Here is an 18,331-nt window from a genome sequence, read left to right on the forward strand (position 1 = left end):
CCGCCAACGGTTACAGGACAGACAAAGGCTCGTCACATGATTCCCCGCTATTCCCGCCCCGACATGGTTGCCATCTGGTCGCCCGAAAGCAAATTCCGCATCTGGTACGAGATCGAAGCCCACGCCTGCGACGCCATGGCCGACCTCGGCGTCATCCCCCGCGAAAACGCCGAGGCCGTCTGGAAAGCCAATGACGTGGAATTCGACGTCGCCCGCATCGACGAGATCGAGGCCGTCACCAAGCATGACGTCATCGCCTTCCTTACGCACCTTGCCGAACACGTGGGCAGCGAAGAGGCCCGCTTCGTCCACCAGGGCATGACCAGCTCGGACGTGCTGGATACCTGTTTCAACGTGCAACTGGTCCGCGCCGCCGATATCATTATCAAGGATATCGAAGGCCTGCTCTCTGCCCTCAAACGCCGCGCGCTGGAACACAAGATGACCCTGCGCGTCGGTCGCAGCCACGGCATCCATGCCGAGCCCACCACCATGGGCCTGACCTTCGCCCGCTTTTATGCCGAGATGGACCGCAACCTTGCCCGCATGAAAACCGCGCGCGAGGAGATCGCCACCGGCGCCATCTCGGGCGCCGTGGGCACCTTTGCCAACATCGACCCGGCGGTCGAGGATCACGTCTGCAAGAAACTGGGCCTTGAGCCCGAGCCGATTTCCACCCAGGTCATCCCGCGCGACCGTCATGCCGCCTTCTTCGCGGCCCTGGGCGTTGTCGCCTCCTCGGTCGAAAACATCGCCATCGAAGTGCGCCACATGCAGCGCACCGAAGTGCTGGAAGGGGCCGAGTTCTTCTCGATGGGGCAAAAAGGCTCCTCGGCCATGCCGCACAAGAAAAACCCGGTGCTGACCGAAAACCTGACCGGTCTCGCCCGCCTCGTGCGCTCTGCCGTGGTGCCGGCGATGGAAAACGTGGCGCTTTGGCACGAACGCGATATCTCGCATTCCTCGGTGGAACGGATGATCGGCCCGGATGCCACCATCACGCTTGATTTCGCCCTCGCGCGCCTCACCGGCGTGATCGACAAGATGCTGATCTTCCCCGAGAACATGCTCGACAACATGAACAAGTTCCCCGGCCTCGTGATGTCGCAACGCGTGCTTCTGGCCCTGACCCAAGCGGGCGTCAGCCGCGAAGACGCCTATGCCATGGTGCAGCGCAACGCGCTCAAGGTCTGGGAAGAACGCACCGATTTCAAAGAGGAACTGCTTGCCGACGTCGACGTGGTCGCGGCGCTGGGCAAAGAGCAGATCGAAGAAAAATTCGACATGGGCTACCACACCAAGCACGTCGATACGATCTTTGAGCGGGTCTTCGGCGAAAGCTGACAATAACAAGGCCGGGCCAAGCGCCCGGCCTTTCTTCGTCCTGCTACTTCTTGCTACGCCCTATCGCGACAAGGGGTCGGAAAACGTCCTCGTCGCAATGTCGGGTTTGCGGGACGAAGCGGAGATTGCACTAGCCGCGCATCGGCGGGCCGTGGTGCGGCGATCTAACCTTTGAACAGTTCACTTTATCCCGGCCACTGGCGCGTGACCTTTAAGCCTTGTGCCCTTACCAGCCCAATCGCCGTGCCGGGGGACGGCGTCATGCCGGAGGCATGCTTTCAGCATGACGATGCGCGGCGGCGCGTGCCGCGCCTTGATTCCGCGCGGGAGCTTCGCGATCAAATGTCCAACATGGGACTCAAACCGGACATGCGTCGGTCCAGGCCGACGGCCTTGGCCAAATGCTCTGTCGCTCCCGGTCCACTGCGTACATCGGCCGTAAGATTGGCTCTGCGGCGCAGCGTCGCCGGCTCGGCCACTCCCTGCGCCTGCTAGGACGGGACACTCCGGTTGCACGTCATACGAACCAAGCGGCCGGTCACGCAATTGTAAAGCAAGCTTGACATTCACGACCCCATCAAACAAAGTAAAGCAAGCTTTACATTATTCCGGAGACTAAAATGCGTGGGCTTCTTCTTCTCTTGGCTGGATTGGCCGCTTACACGGCCACGCTGATCCTCTCTCAGCGCACCCTCGCAGGCGGCATCGAAAGCCAGTCTCTCCGCCTTCTGATTGCTCTTAGTCCGATGCTGCCTTCCGCATTCATTTGCGGGGTGGTGGTTCTCAGCATCCGGAACCTGGACGAAATGCAGCGCAAGCTTCAGTTCGAGGCGCTTGCCCTGTCATTTGCAGGAACGGCGTTGATCACCTTCGGCTATGGCTTTCTTGAAGGTGCGGGGTTTCCCAAGCTTTCAATGTTTGCCGTTTGGCCTTTGATGGCCACGATCTGGTTCATTGGCGTCATGATCGGGCGGCTCCGCTTTAGATGATAAACCGTATCCGCGAGCTTCGCCAACAGAAGGGATGGTCCCAGGCCGACCTTGCCACCCATCTAAGCGTCTCGCGACAGACCATCAACGCCCTTGAACGGGGGCGCTATGCCCCCAGCCTTCCGCTTGCGTTTAGCATCGCGCGCCTCTTCGGTGAAACAATCGAAAATATCTTTCGGCCAGAAGAGGAATGAAAGAGACCGTTTTCCGACCGGTTTTCGTACGACTCGTACGACGGGCCTCAGCTCGCGCCGCATTTTCGTACGAAACCCGCGTATAAAACGTACGACTCGTACGTTTTCTTACCCCTCGTCCAAGCGCCGTGCCTCGTCCACCAACATCACCGGAATCCCGTCACGGATGGGAAAGGCCAGCCCGGCCTTGCGGCTGACCAACTCATGGTGATCGGCATCGTATTCCAGCGTCGATTGCGTCTGCGGGCAGATCAGTGCCTCCAACATCCGGCGGTCGAACGGTATGCCTCCGATTGGGTCATTCATTGCATGATCTCCTCATCGCTTCCGCCCCGCAGGGCATATTCTATAAGCGTCACAAGGGTTTCGCGCCGTGTGCTCAGCGATGGCGCCTCCAGAAGCGCCTGCTTGTCCTCCGGTTCGAATCCCAACAGCATCGACAGCGAATTGATCAGCAATTCGTCATCCGCATCCTTGAGGGTCTCCCAATCGGTCTGCAATTCCCGTGCAATGAAATAACGCTCCAACAAGGACAGGAAGGCAGCACGATCAAACCCGGGGTCTTCATCCACCGGGCCAAGGTCGCGCCCGAAACCGGCCCAGGACACCCGTGCGCGTCGATAGGGCGTAAACCCTTCTACTTCTTCGATAATCCTGTATCTGGATATGCCGGTAAGGGTAATCATATAGCGCCCGTCCTCGGTTTCCGAGAACTGCGTCACCCGCCCCACGCAACCGATCGCATGCAGGCCGGTGCCCCCGCTCCGGCCATTCGGCGCGGCATTGGGTTGCACCATCCCGATCAACCGCTCCGGCGTCTTGAGCGCATCCTCCAGCATCGTCAGATACCGTGGTTCGAACAAATGCAAAGGCAGCCGAGAGCGCGGCAAAAGCAACGCCCCGGGCAAGGGAAAGATCGGGATAACCTCGGGCAGATCGGCTTCGTTGAACATATTCGAAATCTAGCCCGTAAAACCGGTCAGGCAAATATCATTGAGCTGAGTTTCCGGCGCCCGTTCAACACAATCGGATCATTGGGTTTGAGCGCTTCGAAAATGGTGAAAAGCTGCTGTTTCGCGGCTTCTTCGTTCCATTCCCGATCACGGCGGAACAGCTCCAGAAGCTCATCCACGGCGTCTTGCACCTGCCCCCCGGCATACAGCGCCTGCGCCAGATCGAACCGCGCCTGATGATCGTCGGGGTTGGCCTCGACAGCGGCTTTCAACTCGGACACCGGCCCGGCCTCGCTTGCCTGCTTGGCCAGTTCAAGTTGCGCATGGGCGGCTTCCAACTCGGGGGACTTCGATATCTCGGCAGGTGCCCCGTTCAGGATCGCCTCGGCCTGTTCCAGATCGTCCATCGCGATATGGGCCCGCACCAATCCGCCGTAAGCCCCTGCATTCGCTTCACTTTCCTGCAAGATTGCGGCAAAGGTCTGTGCCGCGTCACTCGCCGCGCCCTGCTCCAGCATTTCCTCAGCAGCGGCAAGGGCATCGTCCAAACCGCCGCTGGCATCACCGCCTGCGGCCTGTACCACCCGGTCGACAAAAGCATCAATTTCCGACGGCGGAACAGCGCCCTGGAAACCATCCACCGGCTGACCCTTCCAGAAGGCATAGACCGTCGGGATGGATTGCACCTGCAATTGCCCCGCGATCATCTGGTTTTCGTCCACGTTGACCTTGGCCATTTTGACCGCGCCCTTGGCCTTGGTCACCGCCGCCTCAAGCGCCGGCCCAAGGGTTTTGCAAGGCCCGCACCACGGCGCCCAGAAATCCACGATAACCGGCACGGTCTGGCTGGCCTCCACGACCTCGGCCATGAAATCGGCCTCCGAGACATCCTTGATCAGGTCGGTTGCGGGGGGGGTCGTGCCACCGAGTTCAAGCATAGCGCGCTCTCCGGGGTTATGTGTGAGTGTCATGGCTTAAATGGCGTAGCGTGCCCCATGATGCAAGGGGTCCGCCAAAGACGCCTTACAAATCAAACGTCGCAAACACCGGCGCATGATCGCTGGGTTTCTCCCAGCCGCGCGCGGCACGCAAGATACGGCTGCCATGTGCGGCGTTCGAAATATCCGGCGTGGCCCAGATATGATCCAACCGCCGCCCCTTGTCGGCGGCATCCCAATCGCGCGCCCTGTAGCTCCACCAGCTATACAGTTTGCCCTCCGGAATATCCCGGCGCGTCACGTCCACCCAGGCGCCCGCCTCTTGGGCATTGCCCAAATGCTCCACCTCCACCGGCGTGTGGCTGACCACCTTGAGCATTTTCTTGTGGTCCCAGACATCCTCGTCCAACGGCGCAATGTTCAGATCCCCCACCAGAATACCCTTTTCGGGGCGGTTGTCGCGGAACCAGTCGCGCATATCCGTCAGGTAATCCAGCTTCTGGCCGAATTTCTCGTTCACCGCGCGATCCGGCTTGTCGCCCCCTGCGGGCACGTAAAAGTTGTGAACCACCACGCCGTTTTCCAAGCGCCCCGCCACATGCCGCGCATGGCCAAGGCCCGCGAAATCCATCTCGCCCGCGTCTTCGATCGGCTGGCGTGACAGGATCGCCACGCCGTTATACCCCTTCTGCCCCCGCGCCACCATGTGCGGGTAACCAAGCGCCGCGAACTGTTCCCGCGGGATCTTGTCGACCGGGCTTTTGCATTCCTGCAGGCACAGGACATCCGGCCCCTCCTCACGCAAAAGCTTGGCGACCAAATCCTCGCGCAGGCGAACCGAATTGATGTTCCAGGTGGCAAGGGTGAATGGCATGGCGCAAGGCTCCTGTCTGACATGGCGTTTCAAGAACCTATAACGCGCCCGCGCGGCCATGACACCCACCCAGAACGCAAAAAAAGACCCCGGACAGGCCGGGGTCAGTCCAACAGGGAGGTGCATGCGATAACCCGCACATGCAACGGGTATGTCGTCTCGTTGTCACCGTGTACAACGGTCTACAATGATGTACCTCAAGTCGACACGCTTTTCAACTATGACAAGAGCCGGTAACCACCGGATTCCGTAACAAGCAAGCGCGCGTTCGACGGATCGGGTTCGATTTTCTGGCGCAGGCGGTAAATATGGGTCTCCAAAGTGTGGGTCGTAACCCCCGCGTTATAGCCCCAAACCTCGTGCAACAACACGTCACGCGCCACCACGCCTTCCGACGACCGATAAAGAAATTTCAGGATATTGGTTTCCTTCTCGGTCAGGCGGATCTTGCGATCTTCCTCATCCACAAGGATCTTCATGGCAGGCTGGAAGGTATACGGCCCCAATTGGAAAACCGCGTCCTCGCTTTGTTCATGCTGGCGAAGCTGGGCACGGATACGCGCCAAAAGCACCGGGAACTTGAAAGGTTTGCTGACGTAATCATTGGCCCCGGCGTCCAGCCCAAGGATCGTGTCGGAATCGCCGTCATGCCCGGTCAGCATCATGATCGGGGCCTTCACCCCCTGCTTTCGCATCAAGCGGCACAGCTCCCGCCCATCGGTATCGGGCAGGCCCACGTCAAGGATCACAAGGTCATAGATGCCGTCGCGCACCCTTGCCATGCCTTCCGATCCATTGCCCGCCTCGAAGACATCGAAATCCTCGGTCATCACCAATTGTTCGCTCAGCGCCTCGCGCAGGTCCTCGTCATCATCGACAAGCAGGATTTTCTTGAGCTGTCCCATCTCGGTCACTCCTTTGCTTCATTGACAAGGATGTGCGCCCCGATCACCGAAACGGCAAGACTTGCTACAGCCGCATCACGGCCACGTGTTGCCCGGCGAGGAAATATTTCAATTCGTTACGACATTCGCTACATGTAAGTCACCCTCAACCGCAGGAGTCGCGCATGAGCCTCGCGCCCGACCTGATCGAAACACTTGCACGCGCCCGCGCCGACCTGCGGATGGGCGTGCCCGTGGTGCTGACCGACGGCCAGAATGCCGCCCTTGTCCTCGCGGCTGAAACACTGGATGCGCAACGGCTTGCCGATGTTCTGGCATTGGGCACCACGCCCGTCCTCGCGATAAGTGCGCGCCGCGCCGCAACCCTCAAGGCGCGCGCCTATGACGGCGACCTGGCCCGCGTGATCCTGCCCCCCGACGCCAGCCTGCCATGGGTCTTGTCGGTGGCAGACCCTGCCGATGACCTCAAGATGCCGATGAAGGGCCCGCTGGCGACGGCACGGGACGGATGTGCCGACCTGCACCGCCTCGCCCTCAGCCTTGTCAAATCCGCCCGCCTTCTGCCCGCGGCCCTTGTGTTGGACGTCGTAGATGGCCCCGCCATGGCATCCGAACACCGGCTAACGCTGGTCAACGCCACGACCGCCGCGCCGCACATGTTGAAAATGAGCCCCCTGCACCCGGTGGTGAACGCCCGCCTGCCGCTTGAAGTGTCCGAGGCTGGCCGGCTGCATATCTTCCGCCCCGAAGACGGCGGCGAAGAACATTATGCCGTGGAAATCGGCCAGCCCCGCCGCGATACCCCGGTTCTGGCGCGGCTGCATTCAGCCTGCTTTACCGGCGACCTGATGGGCAGCCTGAAATGCGATTGCGGCCCGCAACTGCGCGGGGCCTTGGCGCAAATGGGGGCCGAAGGCGCAGGCGTGCTGCTCTACCTCAACCAAGAGGGGCGCGGCATCGGCCTTGCCAACAAGATGCGCGCCTATTCGCTTCAGGATCAGGGGTTCGATACGGTCGAGGCCAACCACCGCCTTGGCTTTGAAGACGATGAACGCGATTTCCGCATCGGCGCCGAAATCCTCAAGCGTATGGGCTTTTCCTCGGTGCGGCTGCTCACCAATAACCCCGGCAAGATCGCCATGATGGAACACAGCGGCATCAAGGTGGCCGAACGTGTCCCCCTCAAGGTGGGCGAAAACGCCCACAACCGGGCCTACCTGGCCACCAAGGCCAAGAAATCCGGCCATATGCTCTGAAGGCCGCAGCGCCCCTTGAACCGGAACAAAAACGGATCAACTCTGTCAGGGATCAAAGGAGTCGCCCATGCCCTACGCTCATTCTGACAGCTCCGAGGCCCTGCTGCACGCACCGGCCCCCGATGTCAAAACCCGCGAGAAACTCGAAGGCGGCAAGCACTTCGAGATGGTCAGCGATTTTGCCCCGGCAGGCGATCAGCCCACGGCGATCGGTGAGCTTTCCTCGGGCGTGCTGGATGGCGAACGCGATCAGGTGCTTCTGGGCGCGACCGGCACCGGTAAAACCTTCACCATGGCCAAGGTGATCGAGGAAACCCAACGCCCCGCCATCATCCTTGCCCCCAACAAAACCTTGGCGGCGCAACTCTACGGGGAATTCAAGGGCTTTTTTCCCCATAACGCGGTCGAATACTTCGTCAGCTACTACGACTACTACCAGCCCGAGGCCTATGTGCCACGCTCGGACACCTATATCGAGAAGGAATCCCAGATCAACGAACAGATCGACAGGATGCGCCACTCCGCCACCCGCGCGCTTCTGGAACGCGACGACGTGATCATCGTGGCCTCGGTCTCCTGCATCTATGGCATCGGCTCGGTGGAAACCTACGGGGCGATGACCCAAGACCTGATCGTCGGCAAAGAATATGACCAACGCAAGGTCATGGCCGACCTGGTGGCGCAACAATACCGCCGTAACGACCAAGCCTTCCAACGCGGCTCCTTTAGGGTGCGCGGCGACAGCCTCGAAATCTTCCCCGCCCACCTCGAAGACCGCGCATGGAAACTCAGCTTTTTCGGCGAAGAACTTGAATCCATTACCGAATTCGACCCGCTGACCGGCGAAAAAGCCACCTCGATGGACCGGATCCGCGTCTATGCCAACTCCCACTACGTCACACCGAAACCGACCATGCAGCAGGCGGTCATCCAGATCAAAAAGGAGTTGCGTCAAAGGCTGGACCAACTGGTCGGCGAAGGCAAACTTTTGGAGGCGCAACGCCTCGAACAACGCACCAATTTCGACATCGAAATGCTTGAGGCCACGGGCGTCTGCAACGGGATCGAGAACTATTCGCGCTACCTCACCGGCCGCGCACCCGGCGAACCGCCCCCCACCCTTTTCGAATTCATCCCCGACAACGCCATCGTTTTCGCCGATGAATCCCACGTCTCCGTCCCGCAGATCGGCGGCATGTACAAAGGCGACTACCGGCGCAAATTCACCCTCGCCGAACACGGCTTCCGCCTGCCCTCCTGCATGGACAACCGCCCCCTGAAGTTCGAGGAATGGGACGCCATGCGCCCGCAGAGCGTCTTCGTCTCCGCTACCCCCGCCGCGTGGGAGCTGGAACAAACCGGCGGCGTCTTCACCGAACAGGTGATCCGCCCCACCGGCCTTCTCGACCCACAGGTGGAAATCCGCCCCGTCGACACCCAAGTCGACGACCTGCTCGATGAGGTCCGCCGCGTCAGCGAGGCAGGCTACCGCGTGCTTTGCACCACGCTCACCAAACGCATGGCCGAGGACCTCACCGAATACCTGCACGAACAGGGCATTCGCGTGCGCTACATGCACTCGGATATCGACACCATCGAGCGTATCGAAATCCTGCGCGATCTGCGGCTGGGGGCCTTCGACGTGCTGGTGGGCATCAACCTGCTGCGCGAGGGGCTCGATATCCCCGAATGCGGGCTAGTCGCCATTCTGGACGCCGATAAAGAGGGCTTCCTGCGCTCGGAAACCTCCCTCATCCAGACCATCGGCCGCGCCGCCCGCAACGCCGAAGGCCGCGTCATCATGTACGCCGACCGCATCACCGGCTCCATGCAGCGCGCGATTGACGAAACCGAACGCCGCCGCACCAAGCAAATCGCCTATAACGAGGAACACGGCATCACCCCCGCCACCATCAAGAAAAACGTCGAGGATATCCTCGCGGGCCTCTACCAAGGCGACGTCGACATGAACCGCGTCACCGCCAAGGTCGACAAGCCCCTCGCGGGCGCCAACCTACAGGCGCATCTCGACGGGCTCCGCACCGACATGCGCAAAGCCGCCGAAAACCTTGAGTTCGAGGAGGCCGCAAGGCTGCGGGACGAGATCAAACGGCTGGAAGCAGTGGATTTGGCCGTCGCCGACGACCCGCTGGCCCGTCAACAAGCGGTCGAGAAAGCCTCCGAGGAAGCCACCAAGTCGCGCGGGCGGTCAACGGCTGGCAGGCCCGGGCAACGGGGTGGGAATGTGAAGCGGCGGGGGCGGTAGGGATGGATAGTTTTGAAAGGCTTGTCAGAGTCTTGTTGGAAAATGATGGCTATTGGACGAGGCAATCACACAAAGTCAGTCTTACGAAAGAAGAAAAGAGACTGATTGGCAAGCCCAGTATGCCTAGACCAGAAATCGATGTAATCGGTTTCAACCCTTGCTCTAATTCCATACTTGCAATGGAAGTAAAATCGTATCTCGACTCTTCGGGGGTTCCTTGCTCAGAACTTAAAAAGTTACATGATACTCCAACAGGAAAATACAAAATTTTCACATGTCCGCGGTATCAAGCGATCGTTTTTGGCAGGCTCCGCGAAGACTTAATTGAGAAGGGTCTGGCCAACGCAAAAACAGAGGTCAAGCTCGGCTTGGCCGCGGGCAAGGTAATGAAAAATCGCCAAACCGAGCTTGAGGAAATCGGCGCCGAAAAAGGTTGGCTGATATGGACTCCTAAAACGATCGCCAGAAAGTCCAGACAGCTTGCCAAGCTCGGCTACGAAAACGATCCTTTCATTATTCTCGCCAAATTATTTGAACGCAATCCAGACTCGTAATTGTACCACTACAAGCTTGCCGCGCCAAAGCCGACGCGCGCGGGGGTGAGTGGTCCCTCTGATTGGGCGCACTTAATCCCGGCCACATCCGAAAAACCTCAAGCGGCGCGCGACAATGGCCAAAAAGCCGCCGCGTGGGGGCGCGTCGGCTTTGGCGCGGTGGCGCTACGCGCCTTGACTCCGCGCCCAGATTAACCCGCCCTTAACCACACATCCCCCACCCTGCGGTCCATGCAAAACCACAACTCGCCCCTCTCGCCCGAGATCTGGCTAAATGACCTGTTCAGCTGCAAAGCGGTGCAACAGGGCGGTGTGATCCGGCGCAAGCGGCGGGATGTGGAACGCTTCGTCGGCATGGAGGCTTTTTTGCAAGAGGTGAACCGCCGCGGCTTTCACGTCGCCGAAAACGCGGGCCAATTGCTCATCTTCTGCAACCGCGCGCCGCTCCGCTGGCTCACCGCACCGCCCCCGATTTCTTCAAAAGAAATCGGACCGAAATCTTTTAAAGATTTCGGCACCTCCTTAAACCATTCCCATTAAACACAAAAAAACGCGGCCCCCTTTCGAGCGCCGCGCCTAATCTCACATCGCGTAAAGGCCGATTAGGCCAAGGCGAGGTTCGTTGCGCTTTCGCGGCCGTCACGGCCCGCTTCCACGTCAAAGGTCACTTTCTGGTCGTCGGCCAGGCCGGTCAGGCCCGAACGCTCAACGGCGGAAATGTGAACGAATACGTCTTTGCCGCCGGTTTCCGGTGCAATAAAGCCGAAACCTTTGGTGGTGTTGAACCATTTTACAGTGCCATTGGCCATCTGTCATTTTCCTTATCATATATACCGCTCGCAACATGCAGCGGCCCGGCAAAGCGCGTCTGGATCGAATGACTGCGTGCCGTGAAAGGAAAACAGAAAGGTCGATAGAAGGTCTTAGCCCGCTCTATGTGACGGATCGCCAACCATAAAGCAAGTGAATTCGTTCCTGCCCCACCACCAATACCCCCCCAGACCCAAGCGGCTTGGACCCGGAACAGCCCCCAAACCACGCGATTTTGAGAAAAACGCCGAATCTTGGTACAATCGAATGCCTCACAGGGAGGTTTCAATGCATTATTTTATCACAGCAACCTTGACGGCGGCCTCGATTTGCATCGCGGCCAACACCGCTTTGGCGCAGGATTTCAAGCGAATTAAGACCAAGTCCGAATACACGTCCCAAGTGGCCGGCAAACGTCTTGTCGCCGATTTCGGGTGGGTCAAGGCAACAGCGGATGGCGGCATCACCGGTCAGGTCAATGGCCAACCCGCCAGCGGCAACTGGACATGGAACCGGGGCTTCTGGTGCCGGGATATCACCTTTGGCGACACCACGCTGCCGCGCAACTGTCAGGCGATCTTCGTCAAGGGCAACACGCTTGTCTCGATCCGGGACAAGGGGCAAGGCGACCAAGTCGTGATGAAATTCCAATAACGCGGGCGCGCGGCGGCAGCCGACCTCAAAAGTCGAAGATATCTTCCAGGAAATCCCCGATCCCGCCGCGTTTCTTGCGTTTACCGCCCCGGGTGTCGCGCGATGCATGGGCCTCGTGCGAAGGCTTCGTCCTGTCCGAGCGATCAATGATCTTGTCCAACTCGCCACGATCCAGCCAGACACCCCGGCATTTCGGGCAATAATCGATCTCAACACCGGAACGGTCTGTGATCACAAGCTCTTCACCATCCACAGGGCAATGCATTTCGGGGGACCTCCATTTTCAATTCACTAAAGCGTTTCGCTGATGCCTCAGCTTAAAGGCGGAACGCTTTAGGATTGAGATGGGGTCGCCCCTTTGCAATTCAATCCCTCAAGACGGGTCCGAGACCGTCAGGCCCAGCATCCGCCATGCTGTCATCCCGCCACGGTAGTAATGGATTTTCTCAGGCGGAAACCCGGCCTCGATCATCCGCCGTGCCGCCGCGGGCGATTGCCCACACCACGGCCCGTTGCAATACAGGGCCACCGACTTCACGTCGTCCCCGTCACAGATGAAGCCCTCGAAATCCGGCTCACAGCCCAACTCGCCCAAACGGTCGGGCGCCTCGGTATAGGGAATGTTGATCGCGCCCGGAATCGCCCCGGTGGCATAGTCGCGCGGCACCCGCCCGTCGATCACCACCACGTCGGGGTCTTGCAGGAACTCCAGAATTTCCAACTCGCCAATCGGCGTCACGCCGGGGGCGGGCACCATCGGCTGAATACAGAAATTGGGGCAAGGCCGCGAGGTCCGCGCCCATTCGCCGTCCAGCATATTGTCGTTGTCCTGAATGCGGCTTATCTCTACCGGGCCGCCCGGCGTATCCACCGTGACCGACATCATGTCGGGCCGGATATTCACCGCCTCCTGCGCCGTGGCCGCCCCGGCCATCAGTGCAAGCGCCATCGCGATCATACGAGTCATGATACCTCCCTTTCAGCTCAAAGCGTTGCGCGCGTTCCGCCCCGAGTAAGCGCCTCAGGTTCAAGGCGAAACACGATAACCTGGAGCGTCTCCAGTTTACATTGAATCAAACTGCATCGCCAATGTCCCGAGAAGGCCGTAGGCCTGGCAGGGTATTGGTAATGCAAGAATAACTGGAAACGCTTTAACGGATTACATGCACCGCGCAATTGGCATGCCGCACAACCTGCGCCGCCGTGCTGCCCAACAACAGGTCGGCCATGCCGGGACGGTGGCTTGCCATCACGATGCAATCCACGCCGTTTTCCTCGGCATATTCCAGAATGGTGCGCCCCGAATGACCGTCCACCACTTCCGAACTGCCGCGTTTGAGGCCCCCGGCCATCTCGCGCAACTCGGCTTCGATCGCGGCGCGGCTTTCGGTCAGGTAATCCTGCGGTACATAGGAAATGGCATAGGCCGGAATCTCTTCCATCACGTGGATCACGACAACCTCGGCCTCATCCCCGGCAAGCCGCTCGGCCACTTCAAGCGCGCCAGCCGCGTCACGATCGTTGTCAAAGGAAACAGGCACCAGAATTTTCTTGTACATCTCAGGGGTCCTCCCGTGTTGCGATATCCAAACATGACAGCCCGGGCCAGACCGGGCCTTGATCCACATCAGAAAGCTATTGTTCTGTGGCCGCCTCCATCTGCCGGACAATCTCGGCCGCCCATTCTCCGATCACCGGAAGCATCTCGACCTGGCTGACCGACCACACCAAGGCCGACAACAGCACCGAGGCCCCCAAAACCGTGCCAAGGCCAAAGGCCGCCCCGCGCAGGAAATTGAACCACAACAGCTTGACGATCGAATTGTGCAGCCGCACGAAACGATGCTTGTTCAGCCGCGCCACCTCTTGCCGCAAGGCCGCGACTTCCTCGCCCAGTTGCGCGCCGGACGGGTCAGTCGAAGCAGGCCGCGACGTCATACATCACCGGTTCGAAGCTCTTGCATAATTCGTTGATCCGCCGATTGCGGCGTCGCATCTCCTCGCTGCGCAACATGGCCTGGAAATCCTCGCGCCTTTGCCACTGGGAATAATTGGCGATCCGGGTCTGGGCATCGTTCACATGAAGCCCCGCCGCGATAAAGCCGGGCTGTTTCGAGATGAACTCGTCATAGGCAGCGGTCAGTTCATCCATAAGATCCTGACAGGTGCCGGGTGTCATCTCGAAGGTGGTGATTACCGTTTGGCAATCATTGGCTGACGTGATCTTGGGCATGACACACCTCCTGACCATAAGCCTAGCAGTTTCGCCCCCCGGCGCAATGGCCAGACTTTGCCCCGAATTGTCCCAAGTTCATCATAAATCCGCCCCAGTTAACAACTACCCCTCGCTGAAAACAAGCACCGAGGACGGCAGGACAGTTCAATGGTATGCACAATCAAGATCGACTTCGCCCCACAGGCAAGCAACACGCAGCTTGGCTTGCCGCAAATCACCCACGGCTGGCACGCCGCTTTGAATGTCGCAAAATCCACGGGCGGCCCCCTGCCCGATGTGGCCGCGAACGCGCCGGATACCCCGACACGGACGGATGCCGCCACGCCCAATCCCCGGATCGGCCTGACCAAGGGCACGATGATTGACACGCTCGACGGTCCCAAACCGGTGCAAGACCTCAAGCCGCGCGACATGTTGCGCACCGGGCACGGCAGCTATCGCCCCCTGCGTCACCTGTTCCCGATCACCCCCGAGACCCCTCGGCCTGCCATCCGTATCGACGCCGGCGCGCTTGGAGAGGGCCTGCCCGTCAAGAACCTGCGCCTGCCCACCGATCAGCAGATCCTCGTGACATCCGAGATCGCGCAAAAGATGTTCGGTGACGGCGGCGTGCTTGTTCCGGTGCGGCTCCTGACAGCTCTGGGTCGCGTCAAACCCGCCCGCCTCGACGCGGACCGGCTCTATCTTCTCTTGCTCGATCAACAAGATACCGTGCTGGCCAACGGCGTTCCGGTGGAAACCCTCGCGCCCTGCGCCGCCAACCTCGGCCTTTTGCCGCCGCATCTGCGCACGGCCCTCACCCGGCTCTTTCCCGGCTTCGCAGACAGCCACCCCGAGGTGGCGAAACGCCTCAAGGTGCCAAGGCTCAAGCGCCAGAAACGCCTTGTCCGGCGCCATGCCAATGCCGGTCGCGCCCTGCTGGACGATCCCGAAGAGATGCCCAAGGCGCAAACCGCATAGGCCGCACTGCCGTTAACCTCCGGTTTACCCCGATTAAGCAATGGTAAGCGCAGGAGGTTCCGATGCTGCGCGCCCTTGCTGTAACTCTCTTGTGCCTCGCCGCGGGCGGGGCATCGGCCGGGCCTTGGCCACGCACCAAGGGCGAAACCTTCCTGTCGACCTCCCTCGAAGCGGGCGACACGGACACCTACGGCGCGCTCTATGCCGAATACGGTGCGGCCCCCTCGCTCACCCTCGGGCTTGACCTCGGCAGCAGCCTTAGCCGCACGAAACAAGCCATCGCCTTTGCCCGCTGGCCCGTCGGCAACACCGACACCCCGCTGCGCATGGCCGTCCAGCTTGGGCTGGGCTATGCCGAACGCTGGCGCATACCGCCCTTCAAACTGGTGGTCACCGGCGGCGGGCCATTGCCCGCCCTGCCCGCCGCCCGCCCCAAGATGCGCCCGGTGGTGCAAACCGGCTTCTCCATCGGCAAGGGCATCAAGCTCCTGGGCCGCAACGGCTGGCTCAGCCTCGATACCCGCGCCGAGGCCGATGACGCCCTCGCCACGACATACCAGGCCGACGCAACCGTCGGCCTCACCACCCGAAAGGGTCACATGCTGATCGTGCAACTGCAAACCGGCGCCACCGACGCGGGTCAGTCATGGGCCAGCCTGGCCCCGTCCGTCGTCATGGAACTGTCCGATTCCACCCATGTTGAACTCGGCGTTACAGCCAGCGTGACAGGCGGCCATCACGCCGCCCGCCTTGGCCTGTGGCAAAAGTTCTGATCAGAACGGATCGTCGATCCGCACCCGCAGGATCACCGCCCCCTCAACGGGCGTCCCCCAGCGCAGGCGCAACTGGTCGCGGTCCGGACCGAACTTGGCAAAGACGTAAGGCACGCCATAATGCTCATCGCCCGATCCATCGCGAACGGGGCCTGAATGGGTGATCGATTCCACCGTCTGCGCCCAGGCATTGAACGGCAACTTGTCGTCCACATCCACGATCCAGCTTTCCTGCGGCGTGGCCTCGTCATGGCGAATTGTCACCGGGCTGGCCACCGGCGTCTGCACCTGGTTGAAGGTATTGCCGTCAAAGGTGATGTCCGAAAACTTGTTGTAATCCAGATCGGCGAAAGAGGTATCCACCGCCTCGACACGGGCAATCTCGGAACCGACGACACGGAAATTGTTCCCCGTCACCGTCAAACCGTTCAGGTAATGCCCCGGCCCATGCGGCTTGACCACGATATAGTTGAACCACGGTGCCACATGGGTGCTCATGAAGACATTGCCGGTGATGCTCAGCGAACTGAAGGAAAACTCGCTGGAATACTCCGGCGCCTTGTCATGCTCGTTGGCCCATTCGATGAAACTGTTGTCGATGTAGTTGCCGGTGATGGTGCCCCGGTTGTTGGTCCGCGTCAGGACAAGCCCCGCCGTACGCGGCGAATCCTGCAAACTGTCGCCCTGGAACCAGTGGTTGCCCATCACGATGGTCGATGAACCGCCCAGCACCGCGAAATGCCGGAAATACGTCGCCCGGTTGTTGCGCAGCTTCACGTCATTGGCATTGGCATTGATCGCCACGGATGTCCGGTCCACCGCCGCCAAGGGCCCCTCGTCCGACAGGAACTGACAGCGATCCACCAACATGCCCTGATCGCCCTCGCCATGGCTGGTGATGGCGCGATCCTTGGGCCGGGTGAAGAAACAATCGCGAAAGGCCATGGCCCCCGCGCGCGGCGGCAGCAAAACCGCGCTGCATTCGCCGCGGCACTGCAATTCCACATCCGACAGGGCAAATTTCCCCAGGTCCTCGAACCCGCTGAAATCCAGCATGTATTTGAACCGCCGGAAGGTGAAGACCTGCGTGCCATCGGCATCGTACAAAGGCGCGCTCAGGGTGATCTCCTGTGCGGCGACATTCTTGGACCGCACGTAAACCTCGCGCCCCACGCCCGCGCCTTCGATCAAGGCCCCCACCGGCACGTTGGCCACGTTGACAACCCCCGTCAGGGCCTTGGCGTCATTCACGCTGTAGGTGGCCTGCGAGGTGACGACCTCGGTATCCCATGCAGGCCCCGGCAACATGGAAAACTGCCCGTTGCGCACGACCCGTCGCTGCGAATAGAAATCCCGGTTGCTGACAGCCGCCTGCATGTCGATCGGCGCGCTGACCTCGATCAACCGCCCCCCTAGGTCAAGCGAGTCATGCCCGGCATTGTTCAAAAGCGCCTGGAACGCCTTCTTGAAAGCCAGTTCACCGTCGCCAAACGCATCGATATAGGCCGGAAGGTCATAATTGCGCGTGAGCGACAACATCTTGTCGTCCGGCATGGTCACCGTCCCCTCGAACCGCACGCAGCTTTGGAAGGTGACGCTCTCGGCCAGATGATAGACCCCGGCAGGCACCAGCACCTCGCGCCCGCTGGCCGCCGCATCGGCGGCCTCGAAGGCGGCGGAATCGTCGGTGCTTCCATCCCCCAGGGCACCGAAATCGCGCACATCGACCATGCTCAACATATCGCGCAGGAAAAAGCGCGTAACGTCCTCGACCTCGATATCGTCGATCCGCACCACACCGCCATTGGCGCCGGTCAGGTCAAGGCCCACATGCGCATAGATCGGCTCTGATCCCCAGACCATGTCAACGCCGCCCCGCGCGCCGCTGCCGATGATCGCCCGCACCTCCATAACCTCGCCATACTGCGTCAGGCTCACCGCCGGGCCGACCTCGGTCAGGCCCGTGACATGCACATCACCCGCCGCCCCGGCCCAGGCCGCGATGCGCACGTCGGGCAAGGCCCCGCTGACGGCCTTCACCCGCGCGCGCACCTGCAGGTAACAGCCCGGCAAGATCGGCGTCTGCCCCATGTAGCGCAGGCGTTGCACGGCCTGCGTCTTGACCAGTTCCAACGCCCCGCCGAAATCCTGATCGGCAGGCACGAAAGCCGCATTTGCCGCGTTCTCATAGGTGTCCGAGCCGGGCGTGCCGTCGCCGCTCGACCACAGGTCAAGCCCTGCCGCAAAACGCGGCGGCATGAAACTCACCCCATCGGTGATTGCCTTGTTCATCGCTAAATCCCTTTGTTGCGCGTCCGCAGCCCCAAAGCGGCGCGGACCTGCCTTTGCCAATGGGCCATGGGCCCGAAGCCAAAGAGCTATCTACAAAGGGTTAACGGGGGCCGACCCCACCGTGACGGTGGGTCTTCGGGGGCGCTGCCCCCAACGTTGAAAATCACGATTTTCAACGCCTCCCCCGGGCAAGTGTGTTGTTCAGGTTGGCTGATATGTTCTGTTTTCCCGGATCATGGCGTTGAGAATGATGAGCAGTTTTCGCGTCACGGCGATGATGGCCTGTTTTGGGGCTTTGCCGTTTGCTCTGAGCCTGTCCGAGAAGGCGCGCAG

At 60.6% G+C, this 18,331-nt stretch carries 22 protein-coding genes; 10 read left to right on the forward strand and 12 right to left on the reverse strand.

All coding sequences use genetic code 11. The annotated features are described in order from the left end of the window. Positions 1–36 precede the first annotated feature (36 nt). The 3 genes from purB (at position 37) to RBB32_RS02705 (ending at position 2,527) form a co-directional block, all read left to right on the forward strand. A complete protein-coding gene (gene purB / locus RBB32_RS02695) occupies positions 37–1,344 on the forward strand; it encodes an adenylosuccinate lyase (RefSeq protein ID WP_306151118.1) in 1,308 nt (435 codons plus the stop codon). Between the two features lie 620 nt (positions 1,345–1,964). After that, the gene (locus RBB32_RS02700; RefSeq protein ID WP_306151119.1) at positions 1,965–2,333 is read left to right on the forward strand and encodes a hypothetical protein; all 369 of its coding nucleotides are present in this window, start codon (positions 1,965–1,967) and stop codon (positions 2,331–2,333) included. After that, entirely contained in the window at positions 2,330–2,527 is a 198-nt protein-coding gene (locus RBB32_RS02705) for a helix-turn-helix transcriptional regulator (RefSeq protein WP_306151120.1), read from the forward strand. Before RBB32_RS02700 ends, RBB32_RS02705 begins: the two co-directional genes overlap by 4 nt. A 108-nt stretch (positions 2,528–2,635) precedes the next feature. Here the strand turns inward: RBB32_RS02705 and RBB32_RS02710 are convergent, their stop codons facing one another. The 5 genes from RBB32_RS02710 to RBB32_RS02730 all read right to left on the reverse strand — a co-directional run bounded on the left by RBB32_RS02710 (position 2,636) and on the right by RBB32_RS02730 (position 6,197). Then, on the reverse strand, positions 2,636–2,833 hold the full coding sequence (locus RBB32_RS02710; protein WP_306151121.1) for a Trm112 family protein: 198 nt from the start codon (positions 2,831–2,833) through the stop codon (positions 2,636–2,638). Beyond that, entirely contained in the window at positions 2,830–3,480 is a 651-nt protein-coding gene (locus RBB32_RS02715; protein WP_306151122.1) for an LON peptidase substrate-binding domain-containing protein, read from the reverse strand. The genes RBB32_RS02710 and RBB32_RS02715 overlap by 4 nt, the downstream gene beginning before the upstream one ends. A 26-nt stretch (positions 3,481–3,506) precedes the next feature. Further along, positions 3,507–4,418 carry a thioredoxin gene (gene trxA, locus RBB32_RS02720; RefSeq protein ID WP_306151155.1) on the reverse strand — a complete coding sequence of 304 codons (912 nt, stop codon included), beginning with the start codon at positions 4,416–4,418 and terminating at the stop codon, positions 3,507–3,509. Between the two features lie 85 nt (positions 4,419–4,503). Then, positions 4,504–5,292, reverse strand: a complete 789-nt coding sequence (locus RBB32_RS02725) for an exodeoxyribonuclease III (RefSeq protein WP_306151123.1) — start codon at positions 5,290–5,292, stop codon at positions 4,504–4,506. Positions 5,293–5,510: 218 nt separating this feature from the next. Then, on the reverse strand, positions 5,511–6,197 hold the full coding sequence (locus RBB32_RS02730; protein WP_306151124.1) for a response regulator transcription factor: 687 nt from the start codon (positions 6,195–6,197) through the stop codon (positions 5,511–5,513). Between the two features lie 164 nt (positions 6,198–6,361). On the opposite strand from RBB32_RS02730, the gene ribA reads away from it, so the two are divergent. The 4 genes from ribA (at position 6,362) to RBB32_RS02750 (ending at position 10,813) form a co-directional block, all read left to right on the forward strand. After that, a complete protein-coding gene (gene ribA, locus RBB32_RS02735; protein WP_306151125.1) occupies positions 6,362–7,453 on the forward strand; it encodes a GTP cyclohydrolase II in 1,092 nt (363 codons plus the stop codon). Positions 7,454–7,520: 67 nt separating this feature from the next. Beyond that, the gene (gene uvrB / locus RBB32_RS02740) at positions 7,521–9,719 is read left to right on the forward strand and encodes an excinuclease ABC subunit UvrB (protein WP_306151126.1); all 2,199 of its coding nucleotides are present in this window, start codon (positions 7,521–7,523) and stop codon (positions 9,717–9,719) included. A 2-nt stretch (positions 9,720–9,721) separates the two neighbouring features. Then, the gene (locus RBB32_RS02745; protein ID WP_306151127.1) at positions 9,722–10,273 is read left to right on the forward strand and encodes a hypothetical protein; all 552 of its coding nucleotides are present in this window, start codon (positions 9,722–9,724) and stop codon (positions 10,271–10,273) included. A 231-nt stretch (positions 10,274–10,504) separates the two neighbouring features. Beyond that, positions 10,505–10,813, forward strand: a complete 309-nt coding sequence (locus RBB32_RS02750) for an aspartate aminotransferase (protein ID WP_371931005.1) — start codon at positions 10,505–10,507, stop codon at positions 10,811–10,813. A 62-nt stretch (positions 10,814–10,875) separates the two neighbouring features. Here the strand turns inward: RBB32_RS02750 and RBB32_RS02755 are convergent, their stop codons facing one another. Beyond that, positions 10,876–11,082 carry a cold-shock protein gene (locus RBB32_RS02755; protein ID WP_306151128.1) on the reverse strand — a complete coding sequence of 69 codons (207 nt, stop codon included), beginning with the start codon at positions 11,080–11,082 and terminating at the stop codon, positions 10,876–10,878. 289 nt (positions 11,083–11,371) lie between these two features. On the opposite strand from RBB32_RS02755, the gene RBB32_RS02760 reads away from it, so the two are divergent. Beyond that, positions 11,372–11,737: a hypothetical protein gene (locus RBB32_RS02760; RefSeq protein ID WP_306151129.1), complete on the forward strand. Its 366-nt coding sequence runs from the start codon at positions 11,372–11,374 to the stop codon at positions 11,735–11,737. 25 nt (positions 11,738–11,762) lie between these two features. On the opposite strand, the gene RBB32_RS02765 is transcribed toward RBB32_RS02760, so the two are convergent. The 5 genes from RBB32_RS02765 to RBB32_RS02785 all read right to left on the reverse strand — a co-directional run bounded on the left by RBB32_RS02765 (position 11,763) and on the right by RBB32_RS02785 (position 13,970). After that, positions 11,763–12,002: a zf-TFIIB domain-containing protein gene (locus tag RBB32_RS02765; protein WP_306151130.1), complete on the reverse strand. Its 240-nt coding sequence runs from the start codon at positions 12,000–12,002 to the stop codon at positions 11,763–11,765. A gap of 108 nt (positions 12,003–12,110) precedes the next feature. Further along, entirely contained in the window at positions 12,111–12,704 is a 594-nt protein-coding gene (locus tag RBB32_RS02770) for a rhodanese-like domain-containing protein (RefSeq protein ID WP_306151131.1), read from the reverse strand. A 184-nt stretch (positions 12,705–12,888) separates the two neighbouring features. Continuing rightward, positions 12,889–13,296: a universal stress protein gene (locus RBB32_RS02775; protein WP_306151132.1), complete on the reverse strand. Its 408-nt coding sequence runs from the start codon at positions 13,294–13,296 to the stop codon at positions 12,889–12,891. A 76-nt stretch (positions 13,297–13,372) separates the two neighbouring features. Next, positions 13,373–13,675 (reverse strand): DUF5665 domain-containing protein, encoded by a 303-nt coding sequence (locus RBB32_RS02780; RefSeq protein ID WP_306151133.1) that lies wholly within the window; start codon positions 13,673–13,675, stop codon positions 13,373–13,375. Further along, positions 13,650–13,970 carry an antibiotic biosynthesis monooxygenase gene (locus tag RBB32_RS02785; protein ID WP_306151134.1) on the reverse strand — a complete coding sequence of 107 codons (321 nt, stop codon included), beginning with the start codon at positions 13,968–13,970 and terminating at the stop codon, positions 13,650–13,652. The genes RBB32_RS02780 and RBB32_RS02785 overlap by 26 nt, the downstream gene beginning before the upstream one ends. Positions 13,971–14,120: 150 nt before the next feature. Here RBB32_RS02785 and RBB32_RS02790 point away from each other — a divergent pair, with 150 nt between their 5' ends. Together RBB32_RS02790 and RBB32_RS02795 are read left to right on the forward strand one after the other, a co-directional pair. Then, positions 14,121–14,933, forward strand: coding sequence for a Hint domain-containing protein (locus RBB32_RS02790; protein ID WP_306151135.1), 813 nt, complete (start codon positions 14,121–14,123; stop codon positions 14,931–14,933). A 62-nt stretch (positions 14,934–14,995) separates the two neighbouring features. After that, positions 14,996–15,706 carry a hypothetical protein gene (locus RBB32_RS02795; RefSeq protein WP_306151136.1) on the forward strand — a complete coding sequence of 237 codons (711 nt, stop codon included), beginning with the start codon at positions 14,996–14,998 and terminating at the stop codon, positions 15,704–15,706. Here RBB32_RS02795 and RBB32_RS02800 read toward each other — a convergent pair whose 3' ends face one another. Next, positions 15,707–17,998, reverse strand: a complete 2,292-nt coding sequence (locus tag RBB32_RS02800; protein WP_306151137.1) for a glycosyl hydrolase family 28-related protein — start codon at positions 17,996–17,998, stop codon at positions 15,707–15,709. Between the last annotated feature and the right edge of the window lie 333 nt (positions 17,999–18,331).

The organism is Roseovarius sp. MMSF_3281, assembly GCF_030733685.1.
Lineage (GTDB): Bacteria > Pseudomonadota > Alphaproteobacteria > Rhodobacterales > Rhodobacteraceae > Roseovarius.

Excerpts from the sequence above, each read along its gene's own strand:
- purB (WP_306151118.1), top strand. The coding sequence starts at position 37 with ATGATTCCCCGCTATTCCCGCCCCGACATGGTTGCCATCTGGTCGCCC.
- RBB32_RS02700 (WP_306151119.1), top strand. The coding sequence starts at position 1,965 with ATGCGTGGGCTTCTTCTTCTCTTGGCTGGATTGGCCGCTTACACGGCC.
- RBB32_RS02705 (WP_306151120.1), top strand. The coding sequence starts at position 2,330 with ATGATAAACCGTATCCGCGAGCTTCGCCAACAGAAGGGATGGTCCCAG.
- RBB32_RS02710 (WP_306151121.1), bottom strand. The coding sequence starts at position 2,833 with ATGAATGACCCAATCGGAGGCATACCGTTCGACCGCCGGATGTTGGAG.
- RBB32_RS02715 (WP_306151122.1), bottom strand. The coding sequence starts at position 3,480 with ATGTTCAACGAAGCCGATCTGCCCGAGGTTATCCCGATCTTTCCCTTG.
- trxA (WP_306151155.1), bottom strand. The coding sequence starts at position 4,418 with ATGCTTGAACTCGGTGGCACGACCCCCCCCGCAACCGACCTGATCAAG.
- RBB32_RS02725 (WP_306151123.1), bottom strand. The coding sequence starts at position 5,292 with ATGCCATTCACCCTTGCCACCTGGAACATCAATTCGGTTCGCCTGCGC.
- RBB32_RS02730 (WP_306151124.1), bottom strand. The coding sequence starts at position 6,197 with ATGGGACAGCTCAAGAAAATCCTGCTTGTCGATGATGACGAGGACCTG.
- ribA (WP_306151125.1), top strand. The coding sequence starts at position 6,362 with ATGAGCCTCGCGCCCGACCTGATCGAAACACTTGCACGCGCCCGCGCC.
- uvrB (WP_306151126.1), top strand. The coding sequence starts at position 7,521 with ATGCCCTACGCTCATTCTGACAGCTCCGAGGCCCTGCTGCACGCACCG.
- RBB32_RS02745 (WP_306151127.1), top strand. The coding sequence starts at position 9,722 with ATGGATAGTTTTGAAAGGCTTGTCAGAGTCTTGTTGGAAAATGATGGC.
- RBB32_RS02750 (WP_371931005.1), top strand. The coding sequence starts at position 10,505 with ATGCAAAACCACAACTCGCCCCTCTCGCCCGAGATCTGGCTAAATGAC.
- RBB32_RS02755 (WP_306151128.1), bottom strand. The coding sequence starts at position 11,082 with ATGGCCAATGGCACTGTAAAATGGTTCAACACCACCAAAGGTTTCGGC.
- RBB32_RS02760 (WP_306151129.1), top strand. The coding sequence starts at position 11,372 with ATGCATTATTTTATCACAGCAACCTTGACGGCGGCCTCGATTTGCATC.
- RBB32_RS02765 (WP_306151130.1), bottom strand. The coding sequence starts at position 12,002 with ATGCATTGCCCTGTGGATGGTGAAGAGCTTGTGATCACAGACCGTTCC.
- RBB32_RS02770 (WP_306151131.1), bottom strand. The coding sequence starts at position 12,704 with ATGACTCGTATGATCGCGATGGCGCTTGCACTGATGGCCGGGGCGGCC.
- RBB32_RS02775 (WP_306151132.1), bottom strand. The coding sequence starts at position 13,296 with ATGTACAAGAAAATTCTGGTGCCTGTTTCCTTTGACAACGATCGTGAC.
- RBB32_RS02780 (WP_306151133.1), bottom strand. The coding sequence starts at position 13,675 with ATGACGTCGCGGCCTGCTTCGACTGACCCGTCCGGCGCGCAACTGGGC.
- RBB32_RS02785 (WP_306151134.1), bottom strand. The coding sequence starts at position 13,970 with ATGCCCAAGATCACGTCAGCCAATGATTGCCAAACGGTAATCACCACC.
- RBB32_RS02790 (WP_306151135.1), top strand. The coding sequence starts at position 14,121 with ATGGTATGCACAATCAAGATCGACTTCGCCCCACAGGCAAGCAACACG.
- RBB32_RS02795 (WP_306151136.1), top strand. The coding sequence starts at position 14,996 with ATGCTGCGCGCCCTTGCTGTAACTCTCTTGTGCCTCGCCGCGGGCGGG.
- RBB32_RS02800 (WP_306151137.1), bottom strand. The coding sequence starts at position 17,998 with ATGAACAAGGCAATCACCGATGGGGTGAGTTTCATGCCGCCGCGTTTT.